Source organism: Mesorhizobium sp. M0166, from assembly GCF_040322255.1.
Taxonomy (GTDB): Bacteria; Pseudomonadota; Alphaproteobacteria; order Rhizobiales; family Rhizobiaceae; genus Mesorhizobium.
The window spans coordinates 21,589-47,363 of record NZ_JAMYTD010000030.1 but is presented as its reverse complement, the minus strand read 5'-3'; the positions used below and the strand labels follow the sequence as shown (position 1 = coordinate 47,363).

At 60.8% G+C, this 25,775-nt stretch carries 23 protein-coding genes and 5 pseudogenes; 23 read left to right on the top strand and 5 right to left on the bottom strand.

Annotated features, from left to right (window positions below; genetic code table 11):
- The first annotated feature begins 148 nt into the window (after positions 1-148).
- Together ubiM and NKJ46_RS25555 are read left to right on the top strand one after the other, a co-directional pair.
- Positions 149-1,330 carry a 5-demethoxyubiquinol-8 5-hydroxylase UbiM gene (gene ubiM / locus NKJ46_RS25560; RefSeq protein ID WP_352668556.1) on the top strand — a complete coding sequence of 394 codons (1,182 nt, stop codon included), beginning with the start codon at positions 149-151 and terminating at the stop codon, positions 1,328-1,330.
- 303 nt (positions 1,331-1,633) lie between these two features.
- Complete coding sequence (locus NKJ46_RS25555; protein WP_352668538.1) at positions 1,634-3,541, top strand: putative bifunctional diguanylate cyclase/phosphodiesterase; 1,908 nt, start codon at positions 1,634-1,636, stop codon at positions 3,539-3,541.
- 95 nt (positions 3,542-3,636) lie between these two features.
- Here NKJ46_RS25555 and NKJ46_RS25550 read toward each other — a convergent pair whose 3' ends face one another.
- Entirely contained in the window at positions 3,637-3,906 is a 270-nt protein-coding gene (locus tag NKJ46_RS25550) for a DNA -binding domain-containing protein (RefSeq protein WP_352453619.1), read from the bottom strand.
- A gap of 128 nt (positions 3,907-4,034) precedes the next feature.
- Between NKJ46_RS25550 and NKJ46_RS25545 the strand changes: the two genes are divergently transcribed.
- The 13 genes and pseudogenes from NKJ46_RS25545 (at position 4,035) to NKJ46_RS25485 (ending at position 15,870) form a co-directional block, all read left to right on the top strand.
- Positions 4,035-4,286: a helix-turn-helix domain-containing protein gene (locus NKJ46_RS25545; RefSeq protein ID WP_023722035.1), complete on the top strand. Its 252-nt coding sequence runs from the start codon at positions 4,035-4,037 to the stop codon at positions 4,284-4,286.
- A 135-nt stretch (positions 4,287-4,421) separates the two neighbouring features.
- Positions 4,422-4,649 carry a hypothetical protein gene (locus tag NKJ46_RS25540; RefSeq protein WP_352453620.1) on the top strand — a complete coding sequence of 76 codons (228 nt, stop codon included), beginning with the start codon at positions 4,422-4,424 and terminating at the stop codon, positions 4,647-4,649.
- A gap of 58 nt (positions 4,650-4,707) precedes the next feature.
- Complete coding sequence (locus NKJ46_RS25535; protein WP_352468497.1) at positions 4,708-5,028, top strand: sunset domain-containing protein; 321 nt, start codon at positions 4,708-4,710, stop codon at positions 5,026-5,028.
- Positions 5,029-5,514: 486 nt separating this feature from the next.
- Complete coding sequence (locus NKJ46_RS25530; RefSeq protein ID WP_352668536.1) at positions 5,515-6,477, top strand: ArdC family protein; 963 nt, start codon at positions 5,515-5,517, stop codon at positions 6,475-6,477.
- Complete coding sequence (locus NKJ46_RS25525) at positions 6,474-6,677, top strand: hypothetical protein (protein WP_352668535.1); 204 nt, start codon at positions 6,474-6,476, stop codon at positions 6,675-6,677. The genes NKJ46_RS25530 and NKJ46_RS25525 overlap by 4 nt, the downstream gene beginning before the upstream one ends.
- Positions 6,678-6,691: 14 nt before the next feature.
- Positions 6,692-7,111: a DUF2958 domain-containing protein gene (locus NKJ46_RS25520; RefSeq protein ID WP_352668533.1), complete on the top strand. Its 420-nt coding sequence runs from the start codon at positions 6,692-6,694 to the stop codon at positions 7,109-7,111.
- Between the two features lie 128 nt (positions 7,112-7,239).
- The gene (locus NKJ46_RS25515) at positions 7,240-8,913 is read left to right on the top strand and encodes a ParB/RepB/Spo0J family partition protein (RefSeq protein WP_352668531.1); all 1,674 of its coding nucleotides are present in this window, start codon (positions 7,240-7,242) and stop codon (positions 8,911-8,913) included.
- 543 nt (positions 8,914-9,456) lie between these two features.
- Positions 9,457-9,780 (top strand): DUF736 domain-containing protein, encoded by a 324-nt coding sequence (locus NKJ46_RS25510; protein WP_352668528.1) that lies wholly within the window; start codon positions 9,457-9,459, stop codon positions 9,778-9,780.
- A 151-nt stretch (positions 9,781-9,931) separates the two neighbouring features.
- Complete coding sequence (locus NKJ46_RS25505) at positions 9,932-10,201, top strand: helix-turn-helix transcriptional regulator (protein ID WP_352453595.1); 270 nt, start codon at positions 9,932-9,934, stop codon at positions 10,199-10,201.
- On the top strand, positions 10,198-10,746 hold the full coding sequence (lepB, locus tag NKJ46_RS25500) for a signal peptidase I (RefSeq protein WP_352610895.1): 549 nt from the start codon (positions 10,198-10,200) through the stop codon (positions 10,744-10,746). The genes NKJ46_RS25505 and lepB overlap by 4 nt, the downstream gene beginning before the upstream one ends.
- Positions 10,734-11,420 carry a lytic transglycosylase domain-containing protein gene (locus NKJ46_RS25495; RefSeq protein WP_352668526.1) on the top strand — a complete coding sequence of 229 codons (687 nt, stop codon included), beginning with the start codon at positions 10,734-10,736 and terminating at the stop codon, positions 11,418-11,420. Before lepB ends, NKJ46_RS25495 begins: the two co-directional genes overlap by 13 nt.
- Before the next feature lie 182 nt (positions 11,421-11,602).
- On the top strand, positions 11,603-13,573 hold the full coding sequence (rlxS, locus tag NKJ46_RS25490; protein ID WP_352668524.1) for a relaxase/mobilization nuclease RlxS: 1,971 nt from the start codon (positions 11,603-11,605) through the stop codon (positions 13,571-13,573).
- Between the two features lie 297 nt (positions 13,574-13,870).
- A pseudogene (locus tag NKJ46_RS25485) lies at positions 13,871-15,870 on the top strand (T3SS effector XopP-like protein).
- 391 nt (positions 15,871-16,261) lie between these two features.
- Here NKJ46_RS25485 and NKJ46_RS25480 read toward each other — a convergent pair.
- Complete coding sequence (locus NKJ46_RS25480) at positions 16,262-16,492, bottom strand: helix-turn-helix domain-containing protein (protein ID WP_095521422.1); 231 nt, start codon at positions 16,490-16,492, stop codon at positions 16,262-16,264.
- Between the two features lie 830 nt (positions 16,493-17,322).
- Here NKJ46_RS25480 and NKJ46_RS25475 point away from each other — a divergent pair.
- The 6 genes and pseudogenes from NKJ46_RS25475 to NKJ46_RS25440 all read left to right on the top strand — a co-directional run.
- The gene (locus tag NKJ46_RS25475) at positions 17,323-17,790 is read left to right on the top strand and encodes a hypothetical protein (protein ID WP_352668522.1); all 468 of its coding nucleotides are present in this window, start codon (positions 17,323-17,325) and stop codon (positions 17,788-17,790) included.
- Positions 17,787-18,419 (top strand): DEAD/DEAH box helicase family protein, encoded by a 633-nt coding sequence (locus tag NKJ46_RS25470; RefSeq protein WP_352668521.1) that lies wholly within the window; start codon positions 17,787-17,789, stop codon positions 18,417-18,419. Before NKJ46_RS25475 ends, NKJ46_RS25470 begins: the two co-directional genes overlap by 4 nt.
- Before the next feature lie 270 nt (positions 18,420-18,689).
- On the top strand, positions 18,690-19,214 hold the full coding sequence (locus NKJ46_RS25465; RefSeq protein WP_352668520.1) for a hypothetical protein: 525 nt from the start codon (positions 18,690-18,692) through the stop codon (positions 19,212-19,214).
- A gap of 1,347 nt (positions 19,215-20,561) precedes the next feature.
- Positions 20,562-21,293, top strand: coding sequence for a hypothetical protein (locus tag NKJ46_RS25455; RefSeq protein WP_502903454.1), 732 nt, complete (start codon positions 20,562-20,564; stop codon positions 21,291-21,293).
- A 490-nt stretch (positions 21,294-21,783) separates the two neighbouring features.
- The gene (locus NKJ46_RS25445) at positions 21,784-22,245 is read left to right on the top strand and encodes a hypothetical protein (protein WP_352668516.1); all 462 of its coding nucleotides are present in this window, start codon (positions 21,784-21,786) and stop codon (positions 22,243-22,245) included.
- Between the two features lie 14 nt (positions 22,246-22,259).
- Positions 22,260-22,596, top strand: a pseudogene (locus NKJ46_RS25440) (transposase); the annotation flags it as partial.
- A gap of 33 nt (positions 22,597-22,629) precedes the next feature.
- Here NKJ46_RS25440 and NKJ46_RS25435 read toward each other — a convergent pair.
- From NKJ46_RS25435 to NKJ46_RS25425, 3 genes and pseudogenes are all read right to left on the bottom strand, one after another.
- Positions 22,630-23,138 (bottom strand): annotated as a pseudogene (locus NKJ46_RS25435) (integrase core domain-containing protein); the annotation flags it as partial.
- A pseudogene (locus NKJ46_RS25430) lies at positions 23,132-23,284 on the bottom strand (IS5/IS1182 family transposase); the annotation flags it as partial. The pseudogenes NKJ46_RS25430 and NKJ46_RS25435, both read right to left, overlap by 7 nt.
- A 103-nt stretch (positions 23,285-23,387) precedes the next feature.
- Complete coding sequence (locus tag NKJ46_RS25425; protein WP_352668514.1) at positions 23,388-24,080, bottom strand: hypothetical protein; 693 nt, start codon at positions 24,078-24,080, stop codon at positions 23,388-23,390.
- 409 nt (positions 24,081-24,489) lie between these two features.
- Here NKJ46_RS25425 and NKJ46_RS25420 point away from each other — a divergent pair.
- Positions 24,490-25,519: pseudogene (locus tag NKJ46_RS25420) on the top strand (ferritin-like domain-containing protein).
- Positions 25,516-25,770, top strand: a complete 255-nt coding sequence (locus tag NKJ46_RS25415) for a hypothetical protein (RefSeq protein ID WP_352668513.1) — start codon at positions 25,516-25,518, stop codon at positions 25,768-25,770. The pseudogene NKJ46_RS25420 and the gene NKJ46_RS25415 overlap by 4 nt, the downstream one beginning before the upstream one ends.
- Positions 25,771-25,775 lie beyond the last annotated feature (5 nt).

Genomic DNA, 25,775 nt, shown 5'->3' with positions numbered 1-25,775 from the left:
ATTGAGCATTTTTGAACGGAGAACGGATGTCTAACGGACGGTTAGGTCGCGTGGAGACGCTTGGGGAGATGAGCCGCAAACCGTGGATCGATTGCGATGCGTTCCAGTGCCCTTCGTCGCAGATAGCCGACGCAATGGCGGCACGCTGATGGCCGGCTCTGTCGATAGATTCGACGTTATTGTGGTCGGAGCCGGGCCGGTCGGACTTTCCTTCGCCGCGTCGCTTGCCCAGAGCCGACTCAAGGTGGCAGTGGTTGAACGGCAGTCGCTCGAAAGCCTGGCGAATCCGGCTTTCGACGGTCGCGAGATCGCGCTGACCCACGCATCGGTTGGAATCCTTCGCGAGCTCGGCGCCTGGGATGCCATCCCCGCTTCGGACAAATCACCGCTACAAGGCGCGCGCGTGCTCAACGGATCGAGCCCTTTCGCCCTGAGCTTCGATTCTCCCAGCGGATCTGGGGAACCACTCGGAATTCTGGTCCCAAATTGTCGGATCCGCGACGCCCTGTTCAAGCTTGTCCACTTCCAGGATCATGCCCAGCTGCTGTGCGGCCGCTCGGTCGTCAATGCAACAACCAGCCACAAAGAAGCAGTCATAACGCTCTCTGATGGCAGGCAATTGGCCGCTCGGCTGCTCGTTGCAGCGGATTCGCGTTTGTCCGCGACGCGCGACCTGCTCGGCATTGGCGCCGACATCAATCGGCTTGGCAACTCCATGCTGATTTGCCGAGTGAGGCACGAGCGCGCCCATCACCAGATCGCGGTCGAATGGTTCGATCACCATCAGACGATAGCGATGTTGCCGCTCATGGAAGGCGTGTCGTCGCTGCTTCTCACGTTGCGCTCAAGCGAGGCCGACAGACTGCTTGCTCTCGACGACGATTTGTTCCTCATGGAATCGACGAGCCGGTGTCGAGGACGCTTCGGAGAGATGACCTTGGCAAGCACCCGCCATGCCTATCCGCTGGTCACGACCTGGGCGCACAAGTTCTGGGCTCCGAGTGCGGCACTGATCGGCGATGCTGCCCTCGGCATGCACCCGGTGACCGCGCATGGCTTCAACATCGGCCTCAGTGGCCAGAAGCAACTCGCCGATAGAATCCTGGCGGCATGTCGCGAGCGCCGCGACATTGCTGATCCCGACATGCTCGGCAGATACGAAAGCCGGCTGCATCTGTCGGCGGCACCGCTCTATCATGCTACGAATGCACTTGTCGCTCTCTACTCAGGCGAGCACCCGGCGGCACGGCTTGCAAGACATGCAGGGCTTCGCTTTGCCCAATATCTTCCCTTTATCCGCCTTGGCATTTCGGCCATGCTCAGGCGGTGAATCGCAGGCAGCGCTGCCGCTCTGGAACGCTATCTCGGCCCGGCTTCCTTTTGTCTCGCCGGGCGCGTTGATGCCGTTGGTAGGGCTGCTTCCATGGTGACGTTGCCGATCCTGGGATGATTCGGATCAAGGCACGCGTGCGGGCAAGAGCTCGATGGTCAGACGGCAAGGCCAAGAGGCAGACGTGCGCCCCGAAGACATGGTGAGCACACTGGTTATCCCCGCTGGATAGTTAACCCGTCCTTCAGTGGGCCTGCGTAAGCTTGTCCTCGCGAACAACGATGGGAGCAAGCTGGTCCGTCCATGGCCCCGAAGAATGAAGACACGCTGGAGGCCAAAATCCGTCAGGATCAGCTTGCTGACCTGAGGGCCGGCCTCTTCGTGTCGATGCCGATAAGCGCTATCCTGTCAGGCCTGATTTGGGCGGTGCACGCCCTTTCTGGCAGCGGCTTTGCAGCTGCAATCTGGTTCCTGGTCGTCAATGCGATAAATGCCGCCCGCCTTGCACTCGCGCGTTATCAGCTAAAGGAAACGGGGCGCCATGACGGATTAGTGGGGGTTTTGCCGCGGCTTCGCTGGTTTGGCATCCTTGCTCTTCTGGCAGGGTTTGCCTGGTCCTTCCTGGCCGTCCTGACTGTTGGATACACGACACCTCAAGCACCTCTGCATCTGGTCATTCTGGCGGGCATTTCAGCTGGTGCGGTTACATACGGCAGTTCGTATGCCGCGGCGGCGATCAACTTCATCACACCTCCGCTCCTCATCACGGTGGCTTGCCTTTTGGCGAAAGGCAATTTTGAAGACTACATTCTGGCTTTTACCGTTCTGCTCTTCATGGGCGGCTTGGTTCGAGCTTCGTTTGTTGGGCAAGCACGGTTCCGCGAAGCGAGCCGCCTGAGGCATGAGGCCGAGCGGCTTGCGGCGGAGATGAAGGCCAGTTCCAGGCAGGACCACCTGACGGCCCTTCTCAACAGGCGTGGCCTCGAAGACGCTATCGGACGGTTCGAGACCGCGGATGGCCCCTTCGTGGCAATGCTGGTTGACCTGGACGGGTTCAAATCCGTCAACGATACCTACGGTCACAGGACCGGTGATGAACTGCTTGTCAGGATCGCCCGCCGCATAGAGGAGGAAGCACCGGAAGGCTCAACGCTCGCTCGTATCGGCGGCGATGAATTCGTGCTGTTTTTTCCCTCAACGAGGGTTTCGCTTTCTGCCAATGATCTCGCCTCCAATATCATAGCAAAAATTGCCCGCCCCTATCGGGAGGTCGCGTCCGTCCGGGTCGGGGCATCAATAGGAATATACCTGGCGGAAAGCCCGGGCCTGACCGAAATGTTGTTGCGGGCGGATATCGCCCTTTACACGGCCAAGCGTCGTGGCAGGAACGAATTTTGCCTGTTCGATGCCGAACTCGACAGGGAACTGCAACGCCGCCAGTCCGTCGAACGGGACCTTCATTCGGCGATAAAGACGAGAAGCTTGCAACCTTGGTTCCAGCCGATCGTGAAACTCGACACCGAGGCCGTGGTCGGTTTTGAAGCCTTGCTGAGGTGGTCCCATCCGACTCATGGCGCCATCTCTCCACCCGAAATCATCACAGCTGCACGCGAAACCGGAATGCTTCAGCTGCTGACGCAAACCGTATTCGCCGACTGTTGTGCTTTTATCGACGGCTTGGTGAAAGCTGACTGTCGTGATCTCCGTGTGGCGATGAATGTTTCGCCGCGCGAACTGGAAGCCGGCGATATCGACGACATGGTTTTGGATGGTCTGGCGGCAAAAGGCCTCCCTGCAACGATGTTCGAAATCGAGATTACCGAAGAATCCCCGGTGGACCCGGACAGAGTGGATGAAAAGCTCGGACGGCTTTCACATGCGGGCATTTCCATCGCGCTCGATGACTTCGGCACCGGCTTTTCTACGTTGGCATCGCTCAAGGACAGTCGGATACGCAAGGTCAAAATAGACCAGGGCTTCATTCGCGGCTTGGCCAAGTCCCGAGAGGACCGACTGCTTGTCAAATCGGTCATCGATCTCGGTAACATGCTCGGGATCGAGGTCATGGCCGAGGGCGTCGAAACAGAGGCGGATCGGCAAACCCTGCACAAGCTTGGCTGCCGAACCGCTCAAGGCTTCCTGTTCTCCAAGGCTGTGCCTCTGAGCCAAGCACTGGAAATGGCAGTCAAACAGCACGCGAACCAGTTGTGACCGCTCCCGCCGCGCCGTCTCTCGCGGCCGTGCGCTCATGAGTGACGGGTATCTGAACTTCCTTGTTTGAAGAGCATGACAATCCGTGCTGTGCGTCAGCCGGCGAACAGTTCCTTGTAGCCGGTCGTGACCATCCAGTTCGCCCGGTCGATATGGCTGCGAAGAGCCTTGCGGGCGCGGACCGGTTCAAGGGCCGGGTCGATGCCTAGAATGAGATCGGCCATCTCCTCTTCGCTGGCATTGTCGGCGCAGGCATCCAGGATCCGCAGGTAGATCGTGAAATGCTGCCTATCGTAGGCCGTCAGGTTCTCCGACCAGGGGACTTCGTCGCACAGAGTTGAGTTTCGAGTCTCATCTGTTCCCATTGATCGATTCATGCCTGTTGCGAGCCTCGGCTGTTGAGCGCTGGATGCAACGCAGCATATCCCAAAATGGGATAATCCGAAACCGGGATTAGTCGCTGATCCGGTCTTTACCCGACCGGTTCGCCTACATGCCCAAATCTCTTCGCTCGCCCCGCCACCAGCGGTTTCTGGCCCAGCTGGTTTCCCTGCGCAAGGCCAAAGGCCTGACTCAGGCGCAGGTGGCCGAGAAGCTTGATCGTCCCCAATCCTTCGTGGCCAAGTACGAGGGTGGAGAGCGGCGTCTCGATGTCATCGAGTTTCTCGACTTAACTGCGGCGCTTGACGCTGATCCGTGCGAGATTCTGTCCAGCCTGCGGGCTAACGGGCGCCTGCGCGTCTAACGGCTCGCGCCGGTACCGTGAACCGAGCGTGCTTTTCTTCGGCAAGCTGCCATTCCGCTGCGGGTGGGTCTTTACCAAGCCATGCCGATATAGGATGATAATCCTAGGTGGGGCGATTCCTCAACGGAGATCGCAATGGCTAGGACCAAACTTTCCAAGCAGCTTTCACAGGCTGAAATCGAGCGCTTTCTCGCGGAGGCAGAACGGCTGCACCAGAGCATCGTCCAGCCGCTTCTATCACCTACCAGCAACCATTACCGGGCTCTCCAACGCACCCATGAAGCGCTGTTGAAGACGGTGAAGGATATCACCGGTAAGGATGCGCCGTTCATTCAATGGTTCGGAACAGGACCGGTGAATTAGACCAGACTTATAGACTCCAGGCTGCAAACGTCGCATTCTCTCTTCGGGGAGAAGGGGCGTGGGCAACCATCGCTATCAAGACAATCGGTACAACCGTCGCAGGTATGGCGAGCGCCATCGTTCGAAGGACGTTCCGTTGTGGGCAAAGATCGTTGCTGGTGGAACAATCCTGGCTGGCTTTCTTGCCTTCGAAATCGGCCCTGCCGCTCTCGGCTGCAACATCAAAGCCAATATCAGCTACAACACGGGCGAGCGCATCTATCATGTTCCCGGACAGGAATATTACTGGGAGACCCGCATCAACCTGTTGAAAGGCGAGCGCTGGTTTTGTTCGGAGGAAGCCGCGCGCAAGGCTGGGTGGCGGAAGTCTCGGGTCTGAGCGTCTGTGGTAAATGCTTGCGAAAATGCTGCATCGCACATGTTTTCGGTGCAGCATTCATTTGAAGTATTTATCGCGATCCGTTCGAAAAATCTGTCCAGCCTGCCGTCCTGGCGGGCGCCCGCGCGCCTGACGACGCGCACCAGGTGCTCGTGAACCGAGCCCGCTTTTCTTCGGCAAGCTCAGGCGGTCTCGGCCATTCGGCTTCGCCCCTTGGCGTGGGCAGCCCTTCGGGCTGTGACGGCCGCCGCCCTTGCGGGCGGCGCGGTTTGTCTGTTGGCCTTTCCCGGTGGCGCGGGGTGGGCGGCACTCCCTTCTAGGCCCGCCGCGGCAGCCCGCAACCCTTCGCGTGCGCTCAGGGTCCTCCTCTTCGTTCCGGTCCTTCGGATGCGGTCCGCCTACCACGGCGGGCCTTTCCGGTCGCGACTCGCCGCCCACCCCGCTTCCGGGGAAAGGCGCGGCGATTGGCGAGCGGAGGAGGAGACGATGCATGCAAACAGCAAGCGTACCGCCAGCGGAGAGGCTGGCGCAGGCAAGGGCGGGCGCTCCGGCGCCAGCCTTTATCAGGAGATCACCGACCGCATCATTGCCGAGCTGGAGCGCGGCACCGTGCCATGGGTCAAGCCATGGGGCAGCGCAAAGGCAGGCCTTGGCCTGCCGAGGAATGCATCCTCTGGGCGCACCTATTCCGGAATCAATATCCTCATCCTGTGGGGCGCGGTCATCGAGCGCAGCTATCCCAGCCAGAACTGGCTCACCTTCCGGCAGGCGCTCGTCCTTGGCGGCAATGTCAGGAAGGGCGAGCGCGGCACGACCATCGTGCATGCCGACCGCTTCGTCCCCAAGGACGAGAAGGAGCGCGCACGCCACGAGGGCGATGAACCACAGGCCGTGCCTTTTTTAAAGCGCTTCACCGTCTTCAATGTCGCGCAGTGCGATAATCTTCCGGAAGACCTCTATGCCGCCGCCGAGCCGCTGCCTCAGTGCGAGATCGTGCCGCACGCCGAGACGCTCATTCGCGCCAGCGGTGCGGATTTCAGGGTCGGCGGCGATCGCGCTTTCTACATGCCGGGCAGCGACCACATTCAGGTGCCGCCGCAGCCGGCGTTCCATCATCAGATCGACTATTACCGGACCTGCTTTCACGAGCTTGGCCACTGGACCGGCCACCCGACGCGGCTTGCTCGCGACCTCTCCGGCTCGTTCGGCTCCAAGGCTTACGCGCGTGAAGAATTGGTCGCCGAAATCACTGCCGCCTTCGTCTGCAGCAATCTCGGTATCGAGCCGACCGTGCGTCATGCCGATTACATCGGCTCATGGCTGAAGGTGCTGCGCGAGGACAATCGCGCCATCTTCCGTGCCGCCAGTCTTGCTTCCAAGGCCGCCGATTTCCTGTTTGGCTTTAAGGACGATGCCAAAAGCGAGGCGCAGGAAGGCATTGCGGCATGACGATGCGCGATCCTCAACTGACCGCGACCGAGCCGACGCCGCAAGGCGAGCAGATGCTCATTCCCGGTGGCCGGCGGATCACCACGCGCGATCGGCTCACCCTCCTGATGGACGCGCCGATGTGTCCGCGCGCGGCGCAAAAGCCGCTCGATATCGGCCTCTTCGATGAAGCCAGCAGAAATCAACTCGACCTGTTCTGACAAGGAGTCTTTCCATGATCCTGATCACCGATCCACTGCGCGCACGACTGCTCGCCAATGGCGCCGCCGACGCCGACATCGACCATTTTCCCGTTGTGAAACTGTTCGATCCGACAGGTGCCGCGACGTGGCTTCTGAGCGAACTCGACGCCGATGGCGACACGCTGTTCGGCCTTTGCGATCTCGGCTTCGGCTTCCCCGAACTCGGCAGCGTCAGTCTGGCCGAGCTTGCATCCGTAAAAGGTCCGCTTGGCCTCGGCATAGAGCGCGACCTGCATTTCCAGGCGCGCTTTACGCTCTCCGTCTATGCCGAAGCCGCCCGCATTTGCGGCCACATCACCGATGCCGAGCGACTTCTGCGGCAGGCAGCAGACGCCCTTTCAAAGCCCCATTCCGAGCTTCCGTCCGGCACGGCGGAACAGCAGCGCCGATAGGCGCAAAAACCGTCCCGCCGCGTCCGCCTTCGGCCTCTGCGGCGGGACAACCTCAACCAAAGCGAAAGAGAGTAACCAAGCAGCTTGCCCACATCCCCTTGGATCAGCCCAATATTTCCGCGCTCAACATGCGCCATGGAAAACGCGCGCCCGACATATCCGACATCCTGCCATCCGTGCGTGCGCGCGGCGTGCTGGTGCCTCTCCTTGTGCGGCCCAATGGCCAGCCGGAAACCTTCGAGATCGTTGCCGGCAGGTGGCGCTATTTCGCCGCGAAATCGCTTGCCGACGAGCGCGGCGAAGGCGATCCCTTGCCCTGCGACATCATGGAGGACGGTGACGACGCCGATGCGCTGGAAGCCTCGCTGATCGAAAACCTCGCCCGCCTCGATCCTGACGAAGTATCGCAATGGGAGACGTTTTCGCGGCTCGTCAGGCAAGGCCGCACCGTTCCAGACATCGCTGCGACCTTCGGCATCACTGACCTGAAGGTCAAACGCATTCTGGCGCTTGGCGACCTCTTGCCCAAAATCCGCGAAGCCTATCGCCGCGAGGAGATCGACGCCGAGACGGTGCGCCATCTCACCATGGCGTCCAAGGCGCAGCAGAAGGACTGGCTGGCACTCTGTGCCGATCCCGATCAATACGCGCCGCGTGGCTTTCAATTGAAGCAATGGCTGTTCGGCGGCCAGTCGATTTCCACCAAGGTGGCGCTGTTTGCCATGGACAAATATCCCGGCCTGATCACCTCGGACCTGTTCGGCGAGGACAGCTATTTCGCCGATGCCGACCTGTTCTGGCAAAAGCAGAACGAAGCGATTGCCGCCAGACGCGACACCTATCTCAACGACGGCTGGAGCGAGGTGGTGCTGCTGGAACCGGGCCAGTATTTCCACCCATGGGACCACGAGAAGACCCCGAAGAAGAAGGGCGGCAAGGTCTTCATCGCGGTCACGTATCGCGGCGAGGTCGAGTGTCACGAGGGCTGGCTGTCACGCAAGGAAGCCCGCCGCGCCCGCGAGGGCGGTGAGCAAGAAGAAACAGCCGCCAAGCCGCCGCGCCCTGAAGTCACCGGCCCGATGCAGAACTATGTCGATCTGCATCGCCATGCCGCTGTGCGCGCGGCCATGCTCGACCATCCCGCCGTGGCGCTGCGCCTCGTGGTGGCGCACGCCATCACCGGTTCCGGCCTGTGGCAGGTGCGCCGTGAGCCACAGCGCGCAGTCAACGAAACGGTGACTGCCAGCCTTGCCGGCTGCAAGGCCGAAGCTGCATTCGGCAAAAAGCGGCGCGAGGTGTTGGCCCTGCTCGGATCACCGGATGAGGATGGTGGCGTGGTCGCCGGCGGCAATAGCGACGCCTTTGCTATCGCCGGCGTCTTCTCGCGCCTCTTGGCGCTCTGCGACGACGATGTCATGCGCGTTCTCACCCTTGTCATGGCCGATACGCTTGCAGCCGGCAGCGCCGTCATCGAGGCGCTCGGCAACCATCTGAATGTCGATATGGGCGCATGGTGGCAACCGGACGACGCCTTCTTCGACCTCTTGCGCGACAAGGAAATCGCCAATTCGATGCTGGCCGAGGTCGGCGGCAAGCTGGTCGCGGATGGCAATGTCGCCGAGAAGGTCAAGACGCAAAAGAAGATCATCCGTGACTTCCTGGCGGGCGAGAATGGCCGCCTCAGGGTCGAGACCTGGCTGCCGCGCTGGATGAAATTCCCCGCCGAAAGCTACACCAGCCGCGGCGGTTTCCGCACCGCCGATCAGTGGACACAAGTGCAGCCGCTGTTCGCGCGCGAATAGTCGATCAGGGCCCGAGCGGCGGTTCTTTCGAGTGCCGCCGCTCAGGTCGCGCGCGCCGCTCCGGGCCGCACCGGCTGCCGATCGGTCGTCTTGTCGAGCCAGTGCCGCGCGCGAGAAATCCCGGCGCCAACTCGCGCCCATCTCGGCAGCCCTGCACCACGCCGGTTTGCTTGCCGAGGCGCCAGGCGCATGGGGCCAATTGTCCGATCCGGTTCCCGAGAGAGCCCGCGCAGCCAGCCCCCTACTTGCCGCACGCTCTTGTGCCACCGATCGCGCCACCTGTCTCCATGGTGTCTCAGGACCATTCCCCTGCGGCTGGCTTGACGACCTATGGGCGGATCCGGCCCGCCCGAAACCCTCGCCAGCAGCTTTTTTCCCCGCCGCCTGCGGCGGCTTCCTCGCGCCGCTTCGCTTCAAAAAAGCTGTCCGCTCGGGTCCTCCGCTATCGCTGCGGCCGTCCCGGTTCCGGCGGTCCGGACGCGCCCATCACGGTCCGCCATCGCAGGGGAATGGTCCCCGGCGAGCACCAAAAGGAGACTGAAAATGACCGCGATCGGATACGTCACCAAACAGGAAAACGGCGGCTACAAGGGCCAGCTCAAGACGCTCAGCGTCCGCGCCGACATCGACATCGTGCCCAATCAGGCAAAGAGCGCCGACACCCATCCCGACTTTCGGGTGCTGACGCAAGCGGTCGAAGTAGGGGCCGGCTGGATCCGCACCGGCGAGACCTCCGGCAAGGACTATGTGAGCCTGTCGATTGCCGCCCCGGAGTTCGGCCCGCGCAAGCTCTACGCCAATCTCGGCCGCGCCGCCGGCCAGGATGATGACGACACATACGCCATCATCTGGAACCCGGTCGACTGAACCGCCTGCCTCGAGCCTCGCGCCGCAACCGGCGCGGGGCTCTTCTCAAGAAGGGGCGGCGAAAACTCGCCCCCCACTCTTCGCCCGTCCCCGAAACGATCTCGCTCGCCGATCCTCGCCTTCGCTTGTCCGTAGCGAAACGAGGATCATCATGGACGACGAAAACGAACGCGCGGCCCGCGCGAAGAAGGGCAGTCCGTTTCTCAACACCGCGCAGGCCGCCTTCTATATCGGGCTGTCCCAGCGCACGCTGGAGAAGATGCGGCTCAAAGGCGGCGGCCCGCAATTTCGCAAGCACGGCCGGTATGTCCGCTATCACATCGACGAGCTCGACGACTGGTCGAAGGGACGCGCGCAGGAGACCAGGCCCGAGGATGGCGGGCACAATTCCGGCTCGGCCGGTGAGGGAGGCCGCTCATGAGCCGGCGTCCCACTATCCGTCTGATCGGCAGCCATCTGCGGCGCATTGGGGCGCGCAAGACGATCGCCGTGGCCACAATAGGCCTCGGCCTGATCGGCTTCGCCGCTTTCGACAACCCATCGCCCTGGCTGGTGTGGAACGCCTCGGCCAGTGCGCCGGTCGGCCTCTATCGCGTCGCGTCCGGATCACCGGCTCGTGGCGATCTGGTGCTCGTCCGCCCGCCAAAACCGGTCGCCGATCTCGCCGCCGAACGCTTCTATCTGCCCAGCAATGTGCCGCTGGTCAAGCGCCTTGCCGCGCTGCCTGGCGAGCATGTCTGCGCCTTCGGCGACGCCATCATCATCGGCGGCGAGATTGTCGCGCGCCGGCTGGCAACTGACACGCAGCACCGTCCGCTGCCTTGGTGGAATGCCTGCCGCAAGCTCGCCGCCGACGAGTTTTTCCTGCTCGGCAACGATAGAAACCGCTCCTTCGACAGCCGCTATTTCGGGCCGGTGCCGGCCGAAAATATTGCCGGGAGGCTCGTGCCGCTATGGACCGAGTAACCCTCCTGATGCTCGGCATGGTCGCGATAGCGCCATGCGCCTGTTCCGCCGCGACCGACGCTCAGCCGGCCGCCATCTCCCGTGGTCCGCAGCTCCAACGATGGCAGCACTTGATAGCCGAAGCAAGCCGGCGTTTCAGCATTCCACAGCCCTGGATTTATGCCGTCATGGATGCCGAAAGCCGGGGGCAGACAATGCTGGACGGACGGCCGATCGCCTCACACGCCGGCGCCATTGGCCTCATGCAGGTGATGCCCGGCACCTACGAGGAGATGCGCGCAGAGCTTGGCCTGGGAGCCGATCCGCACGACCCTCGCGATAACATTCTGGCAGGCACTGCCTATCTGCGCGCCATGTATGACCGCTTCGGCTTTCCCGGCCTGTTTGCCGCCTATAACGCTGGGCCGGACCGCTACGAACAGCATTTGCAGCGTGGGCGACTGCTGCCCAGCGAGACGGTTTCGTATCTGGAAGAGCTCAAGGCGGCGGGGATTTCGGCCGCCGACATGGACGCGTTCACCGGCAAATCCCGTTCCGGAAAAGCGCCGGAAATCCCGTCCGGGCAGTCGCTGTTTTTCCTGCGAAACGGTGTTTCCGCGACCGATCCGAATGGCCAAATTGTGGTGCCGCTCGGATCGGAGCGAGCAAGGTCAGGCCGGCCGGATCGCAGGTGAGGGCAGGGGTACCGTGGGTCGGGCGGGGCAGGGAGGCAGGTCCGGGAAGGCAAGATAAAGGCATCGCCTCCTGGAGGCGGCGAAGTCTTTGTCTGCACATCGTTTTTCATGGAGGCTGCCTTCAGCGTCAGGAGAGCTTCTGCCGACAAGACTTTGATTGCTCAAGATTACTAGGAGGCTCAATGCAGGATGAAGAGTTCAAGCCGAGCCTGGGCAAAATCGGATCGCGCGGCTCGAAGGCAGGCAAGCGTTTCGCCGGCCAGATCCGCGCCGCGATCAACCGAGCCGGCGGCGGCAGCGGTCGCCCTGGCCGCTTCATCGGAAGCCGGGCGGGGCGCGGCGGGGCTGCTGCCGCCGTTCTCAGAGCGCGCGACCGCCACGCGGCGTTTCGGCAGCGGCGCGCCGTCGTCAAGGCGCGTATCGTTAAGCTGGCCGGCAAGGGTGTTGACGGGGCACGTGCACACCTTCGCTACCTCCAGCGCGACGGCGTCACCCGCGAAGGGGAGCCTGGCGAGCTCTATAGCGCCGACAGCGACCGCGTCGATGGCAAGGCGTTCATCGATGGTGCCGATGGCGACCGGCATCAGTTCCGCTTCATCGTCGCCCCTGAAGACGGCATCGAGTATGATGACCTGAAGCCGCTCACGCGGCGCCTCATGGCGCAAATGGAAGAAGACCTCGGCACCAAGCTCGACTGGGTCGCTGTCGATCATTTCAACACTGGTCATCCGCACACCCATATTATCGTCCGCGGCAAGGACGACCGCGGCGAAAATCTTGTCATCGCGCGAGACTACATCTCGTCTGGAATCCGTGAACGGGCGGCCGAGCTGGTCAGCCTCGACCTTGGCCCGAGAACGGACCGCGAGATCGAGCAACGCCTGCGCCAGGAAATGGAGCGGGAACGCTTCACCAGCATCGATCGGCAGCTGCTCCGCATGCGCGACGATGAGGGGCATGTCTCACCGGCCACCGGAGACACGTTTCGCCAGACGCTGCACCAGGGCCGCCTGCGCAAGCTCGAGCGGATGGGTCTGGCTGAGCAAGTCGGCTCGGGCCGCTGGCGCCTTGATGGCGAGCTTGAAGCGACGCTGCGCCGCATCGGCGAGCGGGGCGACATCATCAAGACAATGCACCGCGAACTGACCGGCAAGGGGCTCGCCCGCAGTGCCGCCGACTATGTTGTCCATGATCGATCTGCAGAGCAGATGCAGCCTGTCGTCGGCCGCATCGTTGCGCGCGGCCTGGCCGACGAAATCAATGACCGCCATTACCTCGTCGTCGACGGCGTGGACGGCAAAAGCCACTATGTTGATATCGGCAAAGGCGATGCCACCCAACCGACGCCAGAGGGCTGCATAGTGCGGGTCACGCGGAGGGACACCGGGCCAAGGCAAGTCGACCGCACAATTGCCGAGATCGCCACGGCCCATGACGGGCGCTACAGCGTCGATATCCATCTCAAGCATGACCAGTCGGCCACCGAACGCTTTGCCGAAACGCACGTGCGGCGACTGGAGGCGATCCGCCGGGCGACCGGTCGTGTCGAGCGCGAGCCGGACGGCACCTGGATCGTCGCACCGGATCATCTCGACCGTGTGTCTGACTACGAGCGTCAGCGGGCCGGGGCCGAGCCTGTCACGGTTGACAAGCTCTCATCGACGCCGCTGGAACAACAAGTCAGCTTCGACGGCGCCACCTGGCTCGATCGAGAGCTGGTTTCCGACATACCGGAGGCCTTGCACAGCTCTGGTTTCGGCCGCGATGTCCGAGAGGCGCAAGGCCGCCGACGGCAGTGGCTGATTGCGCAAGGTCTTGCTCGGGAAGAGCAGGACCGGATCGTCTATCGCGCCAACATGCTTTCGATGCTGCGCCAACGCGAGTTGAACCGCGTGGCCGGCCAGTTGTCGAACGAACTCGGTCTGCCCTATTCTGAAGCCCAGAGTGGAGATCGAATAGAAGGCACGCTCCGCCGCTCCGTCGAGCTCGCCGGCGGAAAATACGCTGTCATCGAGAAATCGCGCGAGTTCACGCTGGTGCCATGGCGGCCGGTGCTTGAGCATCATATCGGCAAGGAGGTTTCCGGCGTCGTGCGTGCAGAGGGGATTTCATGGACCATCGGCCGGCAGAGAAGCGGACCAAGCATTTCGTGACATGGCTACACAACTTCTTTTGCCCGCGTTGAAACAGGTACTCAGTCCGGACGGAGTTCGCCTGCTAATTGCCCGCGGCATTGATCTCGCGAGGGATAAATGGCTGGTCGTGCAAGACTTATCGTTCGCTCTACAAAATGCGCCGCGATGATTCATCGTGTTCCATGATTCTGAGCCAAAACCCTCCTGCGCCACCACGGCACTCTTCCCGGTGCCACGGAAGCCGCGCCGACGCGGTCGGGTGTGGCAGTCCCCATCTCCTTGACAGGCGAAGAAATCAACGCAGCCAAGCAACGAATGCACGGCCTGATTGAGGAACTGGACGCTTGCCGCAATGCGGCCGCGCAAGCCCGGAACTCGGAGGAGGGGCAAGAGCTGGCCGATCGGTTCGTCAAGGCAGGCTCAACAGTTCTGGACTACTACGCGAGCCTGCCGCCGGCTGTGGCGCGGAGCATTCTGTCCCACGATGAGGCGCGTGGATACCGCTACGCCGTGCTCGATGCGGCGGACCAATGCAACCAACTGGCCTTAGAGACTATTTTCCCCTTGGAAGAGCGCAGGAAGCGTACGGCAGCCCTGCTCAAGCGGACGCTCCAATCCAACGCTACCCCCGACCAGCTGAGCCGAGTGGCTTCCAGTGTGGCGAAGGACCATGTGCCTTGCATGGAGTGGTGGGAGAAAAAAGCACGGCGCTGCGAATGGACGCGCTCTGCCTGCGCCGCCACTGTCAACATACCAGGTACAGCGGCAGAGATGCGGCGGGACGACGAGGCGACGCTGCGGCTGCACACCGGCTGGGCGCTGTACACGACGTGCATGCAGCTGGAATCGCGTGTCGCTCTCGCACAGGTCGAGATTGAGCCGCTGGCGAGCACGTTTGGGGCAGACGTGAGAGAAACCCTCATGGGTGAGAACGGGCGGGTGCGTCTGCTGGGAACCTTTATCGCCGACGTTTTTCCGGCATTTATCTCCACGTCCGAGGCTGTTCTTCGCCGCGAAGGGCGCCCACTCGACGCAGAGCACTGCGCTGTTCTGGAAGGAGTCATGGAGCGACTTTCGGAATTTGGATCGGCGTTGCAAGACATGCTTGCCAAGCTAGGCAATGACCCAACAGGTGCCGGCCTCCCACTGGACCTGTTGTGCCATATCATGGACGACGCGTGGATCACTGCGCACGATGTCATGCGCCTCCTGGCGCTGCAGCCGAAGACGCCCGCCATCATTGCAACGCCGGCCGACGCGGGCGCTACGATAACGGCCGACACTGCGGGCAAAGCTGAAATGGCCGAAGGCACCGCAGCCCGCAGGAAAGGGAAAGGCAAGAGCAAGCCGGCCGCGGGCGCCGAGACTTTGGCCGCCGGGCGGCCGGCGCCGCAAGTTGCTGCGAACGACGACGACGCAGCGCCCGCAGCCAAGGTTCTCGTGCGCTCGGATCTGGGTACGAAGAAGCTCGTGAGCGCGAATGAGGCGCATGCGAGTGCGGCGGCGGCGGCGGCGCACTTGGCAGTCTGGCAGGCACCGCCGTCGATGCAGTCGTTGACGCCACTGCTCAAGCGGTTGATCTGGCTGGTCAGCAAAGGACCGTCTCGCAAGCGCGCCAGATGAAACCCGAGGACGCCGATCACGTAGTGGGCATCGTGGTCGAACGCCTGCAGACGCAGGCCGCCGAGATGCAGGCCTGTCTGGACGCGTTGGAAGAGCCTCGTCGACGCGGCCTGCTCACGTCTGCGCATGTGCGCGAAGTGCACGAGAAAACAGTCCGGCTCAAGGTGATGTTGTCCGACGCGCGGGGAGTGGCCAACGATGTGAACAAGCGAAAGGCCACTAATACGATCGATTGCATGAAAACCTACGCATTTCCGTCGCAGAAGTACCTGGAAAACTTGCGGGAGGCCAAGGAGTTGACGCCTGCGGATCTACCGCGCGCGTTGAAGGGCGAGCCAGGGGAACTGTTCGAGATCAGGCTGCAACCCAAGGCGCTGCGCAATGGTGCAATGCCGAATCCGATGTGGGTGCACATCCATACGAACCGGCCGGTAGGTGCGGCGCAGTTGGCAACGCTGGATGATGCCTCCTTCGCCGCTTGCCACGTCAAATCCAATGAACAGCGCGGCTACAATCGGCAGTGGCAGGACGCCCGGGCTGCGATCGGTCACAATAACGTCGTAATCCACCGCGGCAAGCTCACCCCTGCGTTCTGTAAGTCCTTGTTGACCGCAGGGCTTAGCGGCCAACCACGCCATCCGCTTGCTGAGGCGGAGCACCGGTCGACGCAGACTGCTCGGCATGGGATGTAGTCGGGGCCTCGCAGTAGAGTGCCGCTTGTGGCCATTTCGGGTTGCTTCCGAACGCGGAACAGCGGATATTGAGCTACGACATTCGCGGTGAGCGCTACACGGCCGTGGGGCCGGCAGGGCCCTATGACGTTCAGCTTATCCATCACCCTCGACTTGGGCCGATGAGTGAAGCTGCGTTAGCGGCACCGGCAAGGGCTCCGTCGTCAGATTTCTATCAAGGGCTTGGCACTCTGATTGTTTTGCCGCCGACCCCGCACGAGCTGCGTGATGATGCTCATTATGTGCCACCCGTCGCCACCCCCTATCTACTTGATAATTAACGGGAAAATTGTGATAGCGAAGTAGGTGAGGGCGGTTTCTGGGGTGTGTAGGGAGCTCTATTCGACGAGGTTCACGATTGCTCATGTTCCTTCCCGTTGAGTCGATTTGTCGCGCGGCACTTAACGGTTTGCTGATTCGCCCATTGGTTTAGGTCGGCCACGGGATAGACGATGGACTTTCCAATCTTCACGAAAGCCGGCCCGACGCGCATTGCTCGCCAGTTGGCCAATGTCCCGGTCGAGATCGCGCCTCGAAAACGTTCGCTCACTTCCTCCGGTGTCAGATACAGTGGTTCCGTCATCTTCTACCTCAAACCAAATCTTGGTTGGGATGGTCGCGTCCGCGAATGATGAACGGAGACGACCTCCTACGCTCGGATCGACAAGGCAATCTTCATTGAGAACATCTGTCGATACCGGTGCCTCACGCATCTCTACGCCGACTTCGCGCAGGACTGAAAGGGGGTTCTGACCACGGTAGGACCGTCTCGGGCTGCCGGCTAGAAAAAGGCCGGAGGGAAGCGCGATCATTAGTCTGATGCTCCGGGCAGGATCAACCAGCAGGGCCCTCCGAAGGCAGAGGGAACACGGTCGAATCCTTTCGGCCCGCCACCGCGCTGGTTACTGCCGAGCCGTCGGGAGCACCCCAGCGTAGCGTTGGCAGCGACCGATGGCCGAAAAAATGCTCCGACCGCGTCAGGCGATGACTGCTTTGCGCCCATCCCGGACACTCGATGGTCCAATCGTCAATCCCGGGAGCTGCCGTTCGCAGAGCTCAGATGCTGACTGGCCTAAAAGACCGGGTCTTGAGACTTAGCGGGTGGTCCGCTTTCAGGCTGAAAGAGCGAAAAGCTGATGGTGACGCTCCCGGCGTGAAAGGACCTCATTGCGGTCGTTCGGTTCGCTACTGTCGCAGTACAAAACTGGCCGTCTAGTCAGAGCCCAATTGTTGGGGGGCCAGAAGGGTACCGGCCGCCTTGGGCGAACGAGGCCGGGAAAACAGACATGGGTTTGCCTTCCAGCCCAACGCTCTCTAGTGCGGAGAATCCTGTCCCGGCTATACGGCATGCCCTCGCAATTGTCGCGAACCACTACGACCGGTAGGCTACCGGTCTGAGGAGGGGTCGCCGTAATGACAAATCCATATAAGGAAGCAGAGGACTTCGCTCGAACCTTTGCGCAAACCGAGCATGCGCTCAAAAGGTCTGGGTACTTGCGCAAGGATAAGGATATCGCCGAGGCCGATTGGGACGAGTTCGCCAAGAAACTCGGGCCAGAATTTTTCCAACATATCGTGGCGAGTGGAATCGCGATTACGCTCGTGGGCGATCCACCAAGACGCCTGCTCGCGACCATGAAATGGTCGCCTGAGAAAACCCAGCCTCTCACGAATGTGGCGCAGCTCATCGTCAATGGCGTCTGCCGTGTGCGCAACAGCTACCTCCACGGCGAGAAATTCGTTGGCGGACCAGAAGGTCAGTTCGAGCGCGATGCAACGCTCGTGAAAGAGGCGCATGCAGTGCTTCGTGAGGCGGTAAGAGTCCTCACCAGTCGTCCTGTAAATCTCAAGATTGGCCGAATGTTTGGCAAAGGCAGATGACGGATTTCAGTCCGCTACAACTTGCGCCGTTTCAAGAAAAATTCTTGCAAAGCTTCCTTACCCGAAGCGATCAGCGAACGTTGCTCGTCGCAGCACCGGGTATGGGGAAGACCGCGACATCGCACGTTGCGGCGACCCGCATGGTTGCGGCTGGCCTCGTGGATAAGGTTCTGCTCATAAGTGCCCACCGTGCACTAGGGGAACAGTGGCAACACGTCGGTCAAGGCACTGACCCGTGGCCGGTTGATGCGGCAGGCGACGTATCGGTTACTACGACTTATGCCGCACTTGCCCGCGATCCTGATCGGATGTGGAGGGAAGTCGCCGCCGATACGCGCTGGCTTTTTGTTTTCGACGAAGTGGATTGGGCTGGTGATCAGGTTGAAGCAATAGTAGCTAGCGCCATTGCGCGGTTCCCTGGCTCACGTGCTCTGTTTGTTTCCACCGAGGTCCCACCCATAGCTGTGGATTCGCAGTTCACGTTCGAATTCTTCGGCAGCGATTCCTTGGCGCGGCCGGACACGCAGAGTAATCTTCAAAAACTTGCGCCGAGCTCAGGGCTCTTGCAGAACGTTCAGCGCAAGCTGATTTTACTCGAAATCTTTCTTGGCGGGAGTTCGAGGAGCTGATCGCTAAAATGCTTGAGGCCGACGGCTATAGAGATTGCGCCAAGCAGGATGGAGCATGGCGTGGGAACAGGGCATTTTCTGCTCCTCTGGCTCCTGCAAGTTATCGCTAAGGCTTGTTTTACTGTGGTCATCCCCCACGGGAGGGGGGCTCGGGCTAGCGACTGTTGGAGGCGCCGGATCAGGGGAAATGCGGCTCGGTGCGACAGCCTCAGCCCATGGCGCGAATACTATGCCCTCAGAGGCGGCTGATGACCGCCCTCGGCCATGATCTTGAAGGACAGCAAGCGCGGTGGCGCCATTGATCTCGGCAAGCATCTGCTGAAGGCTGAGAACGAGCACATCGACGTGCCGCAGGCACAGGTCGCCAGTGTGGTGCGCGAGAAGCTCACCGGCTTCATGGACAGCATCACGGCCGAATTTGCAGAAGCAGCACAAACACTGGAGGAACAGCGGCTGGCGATGGGTCGAACGTCATCGCGCCGAACGACGCGACCTCCAATCCAAACACGAAAAGCGCCGGGCCGAAGAATTGAGGTCCATGCTGCACGCTTCCGCAAAGGGCTTCGCGGTTCTATGGGACCGCGTCACCGGCCAACATGGGAAGTATGCAGGCAGAACGAACTGGAGACCGCTGCTTGTACCCAACGCGATGTTGACGAAAAGCAACCCCTGATCGACCGCCAGCCGCTCGAACGTCGAGGTCTTCAAAGAGAGATACGTCATGCAAGGCATTCGCACTTTGGCGAACTGACTGGATTGTATCGAGAGGCCACTGGGAATCATTTCCAGAATTGAGAGGTTCGCAACCGCTAATCGGTCCCGAGACCCGGGTAAGCCAAAATCAATTGGCCCGAAACTCTAACGTCGGAGTGGAGCTTAACGCGGGGATTTACCTGTTCCGACTACACGAGCGCTGACGAAATTGCCCTGTAGCTGCAAGTTGCTCGTGACGCATGCCTAGTAGCGCCGACTTCAGACGCTTGTACCGACAAAATGATTGCCTGTCGCTCTTGGCCTACCTTGTGGACGGAAATCCGCCTGCAGAGCGCCGTTGATTTGCGCCGACTCGCGATCCCCCTTTACTATCGGAGTAGAAACGTGCAAGTATAAGTTGGATCGCGGGTAGGAAGCGCTGCAGCAGTCGCGTGTGATCTGCATCAAGCGTGCGTTTTTCACAAGGCGAACAAAAATGCGGCGGGGGCTTTCCGGAATAGGTGGTGGTAATGCAACCTGCGGAGTGATTGCATCGCTTCTTATTGCGACCGTGGCGATAGCTGAGCCACTTCCCCTGCCAGCCAATCCGACTTTTTCGCCCTACGTACCAAGCGAGCCGTACAGAATACTCGCGAGCGGGCTCCTTGCTCGCGTATTTAACGACTCGACGGTTGATGGCCTCCGAATTCAAATAATCGATGTCTTGGTTGGCCCTGGCCAGCAAACGGAAGGCATCGCTTTGCGTGGCCCTTCAACGCACTTGGTACTTAGCGGTAGTGGACAAGTTATGTATGCGGAAGGAGGGGCTATCGTTGAGAGGCCTTTTCAACCAGGTTCGAGTTGGTCGTTGTCATCCGGCCAGTCGTTCCTCCTAGAGAATCGGGGCGAACAGCATGTGGATATTCGAATTCGGATCATCACCGCTGCGCCGTAATCGGTCCTCGCGACAGACCGGTTCGGCGTTTCTCGCGGCAGCAGTTCTGCTTTTCTGCTCCACTGCGGAGGCGCAGTGGGCGACTTATCGGGGCGACCCGGCGCGAACGGGCGCGCCTGCTTCCGTTGACCACGATATTTACACACTCTCGCAACTTCAAAAGCTCCGAGTCGATGTGCAGTGGCAGCTCCCTCCTCTAACTGACCACGCAGCGCGCCGGGGATTTTGGTCGTCTCCAGTGGTACACGGAGACCGCTTGTTTATTGGTGGCGGCAATGGTGTGTTTTATGCCTTTGATAGATTTACTCTGAAACAGCTTTGGCAGTCCTCGCGCCGGAGAGCTTCCCCTTACCTCACAATTCACTTGTAATCCGTCGAGCTACGGCATTGCCGCAAGCGCAGTGATCGCGCAAGTCGATGGGCGCAATGCGGTAATCTTTGGCGCCCCGGACCGCTCTATAGGTGCGGGACTCGGTGACGGGCGGCTCTTTGCCTTGGATATCGAGACCGGGGGCCCTATCTGGAAATCTGATGCTTTAGCGCCGATAACCGGACTGACCAGCCTGTATGAAGCTGCGAACGATCAGGAGGTTGCCAAGGCATTCGAGGAAACTCACCAGCAGATTGGCTATTCGGCGCCGCTAGTTGTCAACGATAGGGTCTATGTCGGCATCGCCAACCATTGTGACAATCCAATCCAGGCTGGTTCGGTTAAGGCGGTGCGGTTGAGCGACGGCAGCCTTGACGCGAACTTCTCCTTTGAGGCTGCGTCGCCGCGCGGCGGAGGCATCTGGAGTTCGCTCGCCTCCGATGGGATGGACGTTTATGCGACGACCGGGAACATACGAGCCGGTTTGCGACCAGGCGATCAGATCGTCTCAAATCATGCCCTCGCCCTACTAAAGCTTGATGGACTGACGGGCAGCCTTAAGTGGAAATTGCAGCCGGTGCCGGTCGAGTTAGATGATGATCCGGATTGGGCGGCTGGCGTGACTATAATGAAGAGCCCCTGCGGAGTGCTGGCTGTTTCTACGATGAAGGACGGGTGGACTTACGCCGTCCGTACCGAATCCGCGAACCAGAGCGGGGCGGATTTGGCATGGCAGTACCCACAAACTGGCTTCCCGTTTGCACCGACAAATAATTGGACGGAGCACGGGGACACACGGTTTCTCCGTTCCGGTCTCGGTTGGAACGACACTTTCGTCACGATGCTGGCGGCTTGAACATAAATGTAAGGAAAATCTCGAACTATGCTCGCCTTCATTCCTTTAATGTGTGTTCTTCGGCGGAGCAGCGATTGCGGTGGATTATTGATGTGCCCCGAACCACGCCTGGCGAAGCCTACTCTCTCGGTGTGCCGAGCGGACGAGATGGGTTCATTTTTGTTGGCACCCGTTCTGGGTGGCTTGTAGCCTTCGCCGACCCAAGCATCGAACCGGCGAGCGGGTATCGGTGCGAGCACCCCGATGTTGAGACGCCGAACTGCACGCAGTTTGGATTTCGTCTCGTCCCCGATCCGAAGGTCGTGGCTGAGGTTCCGCTCCAAGGAGCCATCTCCGGAGAACCGGTACTGACTTCCGACAGGATTTACGTCGCAACGACAGCAGGCTATTTATATGCGCTTCGGACCGACTGATAGCCCCGGTTACTTTTGGTCGGCTGGCGTAGCGCGCGTCAGGGAGCGGCCTAGCCGTTAGCCGTGGGAGCTCAGTGATGAACCGTAATACGTTGTGGTGGTGCACTGTCTGGACCGCAATATCCTGGGCGGCTCCTGGCATTGCGCAAAATGCAGAAGAACCGTTGACTAGGCGAACACTGACCGAGGCCCACGTCTTGGTCGAGCAGGAAGTGAAAGCACCCGACCTCGTCTTGAGAGACGAATTCGCAGGCCAGCTCCTGGTCCCGTTTGGGGCGCCTGGCGAAGACAGCATCCGGGTGCTTTCACCAAAGACGGTTCTGGTTTCGAAATACTCGCTCCTTGGGAATCAGAGCGCTGAAGTTGCGCCCGGAAAGAGCAGGGTCATCAATTTAGTCGCAGGCGATGCAACGGCAGTAATCAATGGCACATCCCATCCGATGCGAGAAGGCGAAGTCTTGACGATTAGCAAACGCGACAGTTTGTTTCTTAAAACGAGTGATGATACTGCGCTGTTTGAGGTGACGGTGATTGAATAACAGCGCTGCTTGAGATGATGTTCTCGCCTAAGTTCCGTGGCGAGTTGTTCAGCTACGTAGACCTTGAGGTGCGGGTGCGGCGCGATCATCCGTTGCGGACGATTCGGGCGATTGTGAACGAGGCGCTTTCGGCACTGGAGCGGGAGTTCGCGGCGCTGTACTCGCCGATCGGGCGGCCGTCGATCCCACCGGAGAAGCTGCTGCGGGCGATGCTGTTGCAGCGTTCTATTCGATCCGCTCGGAACGGCTTTTGATGGAGCGCTCGAACACGATCTTCTGTTCCGCTGGTTCGTCGGCATCGGCGTCGATGCTGCTGCTTGGGACCATTCGGTATTCTCGAAGAACCGCGACATGGGGCATGGGCTGTGACCTGCCGCTGAATTTTCATCCGGCTGCAGTTAGAGCCTCGGCGGGTTTTACGTCGTATGGCGCGGGTTGAGCAACGGGTGATCGGCGGAGCTGGTCGGGGTTGCGCAGCCGATCGGCCGATCGTCCGTTGCGGTGAGATTGGCGGCATAAGCCGCAGGCGTGATGTATCCGAGCGCCGAATGTGGGCGCGATCGGTTGTAGTCGTCTGCCCATTCGGCGATGGTTGTTCGGGCATGGTCGAGGCCGAAGAACAGGGTTTCGTTCAGCAACTCGTCCCGCATCCGCCCGTTGAAGCTTTCGCAGAAGCCGTTCTGCATCGGCTTGCCCGGCGCGATGAAGTGCCATTCCACCTGATGATCCTTCGACCAGGCGAGGATCGCGTTCGAGGTGAACTCGGTGCCGTGGTCGGAGACGATCATGCCCGGCTTGCCGCGCCGGGCGATCAGTTCCGTCAGTTCACGCGCCACCCGGCGGCCGGAGATCGAGGTGTCCGGGATCGCAGCCAGGCATTCGCGCGTCACGTCGGCACCGCTAGCAGCTTCGGTAGCCGCACTAGATTGTAGGCGGCGGCGCTGAAGGTGAAGGCCCATCCGACGCGGTCGCGGCCACGCAACTTCGTCTTCGCCTGTCCGGCGACCGTCTTGATCCATCCGAACGCCTCCTCAATGCGCCCGCACGTTCACCTTGACGAGGATGCCCCGTGCCTTCATCGCCCTCTCCGCAACCAAGGTTTTTCTAGGCCAAGAAGCCTTGGCCCATGTCTTGTTCTGACTCTAAAGCAGCCGTTCGACCCGCCATCCCGGCGAGAAATCGATAAGCCGAACGACATGATCGACCTCGATATAGGTGGCGAAATCAAGTTTTCCGCCGAGCGTGGCAGCCAGATCCGATTCTTGGAACGGTGCACAGCGGGCAAAGGCTAAGAAATCCAGGTACTCGATGTCTTTGAGGCCTTCCTTCTCGAGAGCTGCACGAACGTCGGCCTCTGGTGTGCCGGGCTTGAGCCCGATCAGAAGCGATCCAGGCACGACTGGGTAAATTAGGTGTGCATCATCGTCGCCGATGATCGAGCGCAACGTCAATTTCGATGGGTCAGGGAAGGTCGGATCGCCAGTTCCCAGATTCTGCCATTGAAAGCTGCCGCCAATTCGCGTTGGGGTACCAACGTCGAGGACGTAGAGGAACTCTGGCGGATAGATCACGCCGATAACTTCACCCTCGGAGGATTTGTAGGTTGTCAGTCCGCGGATCAGATAAAGTTCCGTAGCTTTCACCTGTGGCAACGTCAGTCCAAATTCCGCGAGCGCTCTCTCCGCGCTCGATCGAATAGCGGCGATCGGCTCGACGGCAGCAGACTTGAACCCTGCTGGCGCTTGGTTTGATCTGTCCTGCCGTGCATGTTTGCGCAGCAACGAGCTGCGGGTAGACCACGGGAAGGGCCAGGGTAATGGAAGTCCTTCGGCCATTGTACACCTCCTCTTTACGAGACTAAATGCGCCTAAGTCTTTCGCCACATACTACTTGCAGAATTTCGAAAGGCGATAGCCAACCGCGAAAAACGCGCAGTCTTTGCGCATCCATAGAACTTAAGCGGAGGGGGGTCGGCAATGGTCGTAGCCCCGGCAACACGCGGGCTGAAGCAGGGAAAGCCTGCGCGCGTAATATGCCGGCTAACGACGATGGGCAGCGGAGGCAACTCGATGGCGCGGGTCCAGGCGAGTGGCGAAGTCGCTCGCATCATCCGCCGTCTTCAGTCGATCCGTAGTGTGGCTCCCGATAACGCGCCGGAGAACACCTCGCCTAGGGTCCAGTCGACGCGTCCGTTGTCGCTAGCGAAGAAGCCGTGCTCGGGGAACCAGCGTTGAGGAACTATTGATGGTATGGGTGATAGATAGCGTCAATTCACCCCGACCGCTGTGGCTCGGCCAAGTGCTGGTGGGTCGTAAGCATGCTGATCTCAGAGTGCGGCAGTGCAGCGCTCGACTAACGGCCGCCTGGGATGGTTGGGCGGCTTCAGTCCCTCGGGTCAACTCCCACAGTCGTTGTCGGCCCGAACGCAAGCTCGCCAAGCCACTGGAAAACTGCGCTCAGGGAGAACAGTCACCGCCGGTAGGGCGCTCAACATGGTGGCAGCCGCGGCCGACAAATCGGTTCCCGAGCTTGCTGCCCCTTCGATCAGCGGCTGCGTGCTTGGCCAGGATCCCGCCATACCTCACGGCGCTATATAGCTCGAAGCAGGACGCCAATCGTGCCGCCGCCGAGACCATTCGCAGTGCCGAGGTCGAGGAAATGCTGCATCTGACTGGTCGGGAACGTCATGACTAGTATTGGCGGCGGCGTCTCGCTAGGACGAAATGCGGTGCCAATCTATCCGGTGACGCTGAACTTCAAGGGCATGCCTTTTGAAGATCGCCGCTTCCCGGTGGATCTCGCCGCATTCTCGCCGGCGAGCCTCCAAACCTTTTCAAGTATCGAGGAACCGAGCACTCTAACGGTGACCACGTTCCGAACGGAACTGGACATCCCTGAGCCCACTATCGGCGATTTCTACATGAGCATCATCGCCGACCTCGAAGATCTCAATGCAATCTACCCGGCGGCCCTGTTCATCGGCGACCTGGCACGCCAGCTCGGACCGGACTATTACTGGTCGTCTGGGGGTGAGCTTTCACCGGTGCATGATCTCACAAGCGCGAAGAACGCCTTGCTGCAGGTTATCGGCCAGGCGCCTGGGTACCAGGCAACGGCGGGGCGGCAGGATTCGGCGAGCCCTTTGAGATCGGACACTACTACCGGTTCAAGGAGCTCTCGCACCGGCGTCGCTATCTGCCGTCAGACGATCCGGCTGGCTTGCCCACCGGGGACCTCATCGGCGTCGATTTCACCCAGGTGTGGCCACTCATGACCAACGGACGCCAGTCGGACTATGCAGCGGGAACCGTTGCCGCGAAGCTCAACGCGGCCTTCAACGAGAGCTACACCCGGTTCCTGCTTCAGGTTGAAGAGGCGCTGACCCGGACGCCAAAGTCCCTGTATCCCGCTATCCTTGAAGGCATGCACAACCTGTCCGTCACGGCGGCCGAGCTCGTGTCAACGCCAGTCGAAGGAGACACGGCAGGCCGGACGGCGTGCCCTTCCTCCGAGCGGCTCGAATAGCGTCA

Bases quoted from the DNA above. Each gene is read 5' to 3' on its own strand.
- NKJ46_RS25530 (WP_352668536.1), top strand. From the start codon at position 5,515: ATGCATGCAAACAGCAAGCGTACCGCCAGCGGAGAGGCTGGCGCAGGC.
- NKJ46_RS25545 (WP_023722035.1), top strand. From the start codon at position 4,035: ATGCCCAAATCTCTTCGCTCGCCCCGCCACCAGCGGTTTCTGGCCCAG.
- NKJ46_RS25555 (WP_352668538.1), top strand. From the start codon at position 1,634: ATGGCCCCGAAGAATGAAGACACGCTGGAGGCCAAAATCCGTCAGGAT.
- NKJ46_RS25520 (WP_352668533.1), top strand. From the start codon at position 6,692: ATGATCCTGATCACCGATCCACTGCGCGCACGACTGCTCGCCAATGGC.
- NKJ46_RS25475 (WP_352668522.1), top strand. From the start codon at position 17,323: ATGACAAATCCATATAAGGAAGCAGAGGACTTCGCTCGAACCTTTGCG.
- NKJ46_RS25510 (WP_352668528.1), top strand. From the start codon at position 9,457: ATGACCGCGATCGGATACGTCACCAAACAGGAAAACGGCGGCTACAAG.
- NKJ46_RS25505 (WP_352453595.1), top strand. From the start codon at position 9,932: ATGGACGACGAAAACGAACGCGCGGCCCGCGCGAAGAAGGGCAGTCCG.
- NKJ46_RS25425 (WP_352668514.1), bottom strand. From the start codon at position 24,080: ATGGCCGAAGGACTTCCATTACCCTGGCCCTTCCCGTGGTCTACCCGC.
- ubiM (WP_352668556.1), top strand. From the start codon at position 149: ATGGCCGGCTCTGTCGATAGATTCGACGTTATTGTGGTCGGAGCCGGG.
- rlxS (WP_352668524.1), top strand. From the start codon at position 11,603: ATGCAGGATGAAGAGTTCAAGCCGAGCCTGGGCAAAATCGGATCGCGC.
- NKJ46_RS25415 (WP_352668513.1), top strand. From the start codon at position 25,516: ATGACCAACGGACGCCAGTCGGACTATGCAGCGGGAACCGTTGCCGCG.
- NKJ46_RS25540 (WP_352453620.1), top strand. From the start codon at position 4,422: ATGGCTAGGACCAAACTTTCCAAGCAGCTTTCACAGGCTGAAATCGAG.
- lepB (WP_352610895.1), top strand. From the start codon at position 10,198: ATGAGCCGGCGTCCCACTATCCGTCTGATCGGCAGCCATCTGCGGCGC.
- NKJ46_RS25470 (WP_352668521.1), top strand. From the start codon at position 17,787: ATGACGGATTTCAGTCCGCTACAACTTGCGCCGTTTCAAGAAAAATTC.
- NKJ46_RS25515 (WP_352668531.1), top strand. From the start codon at position 7,240: ATGCGCCATGGAAAACGCGCGCCCGACATATCCGACATCCTGCCATCC.
- NKJ46_RS25445 (WP_352668516.1), top strand. From the start codon at position 21,784: ATGAACCGTAATACGTTGTGGTGGTGCACTGTCTGGACCGCAATATCC.
- NKJ46_RS25480 (WP_095521422.1), bottom strand. From the start codon at position 16,492: ATGACGGAACCACTGTATCTGACACCGGAGGAAGTGAGCGAACGTTTT.
- NKJ46_RS25550 (WP_352453619.1), bottom strand. From the start codon at position 3,906: ATGGGAACAGATGAGACTCGAAACTCAACTCTGTGCGACGAAGTCCCC.
- NKJ46_RS25525 (WP_352668535.1), top strand. From the start codon at position 6,474: ATGACGATGCGCGATCCTCAACTGACCGCGACCGAGCCGACGCCGCAA.
- NKJ46_RS25495 (WP_352668526.1), top strand. From the start codon at position 10,734: ATGGACCGAGTAACCCTCCTGATGCTCGGCATGGTCGCGATAGCGCCA.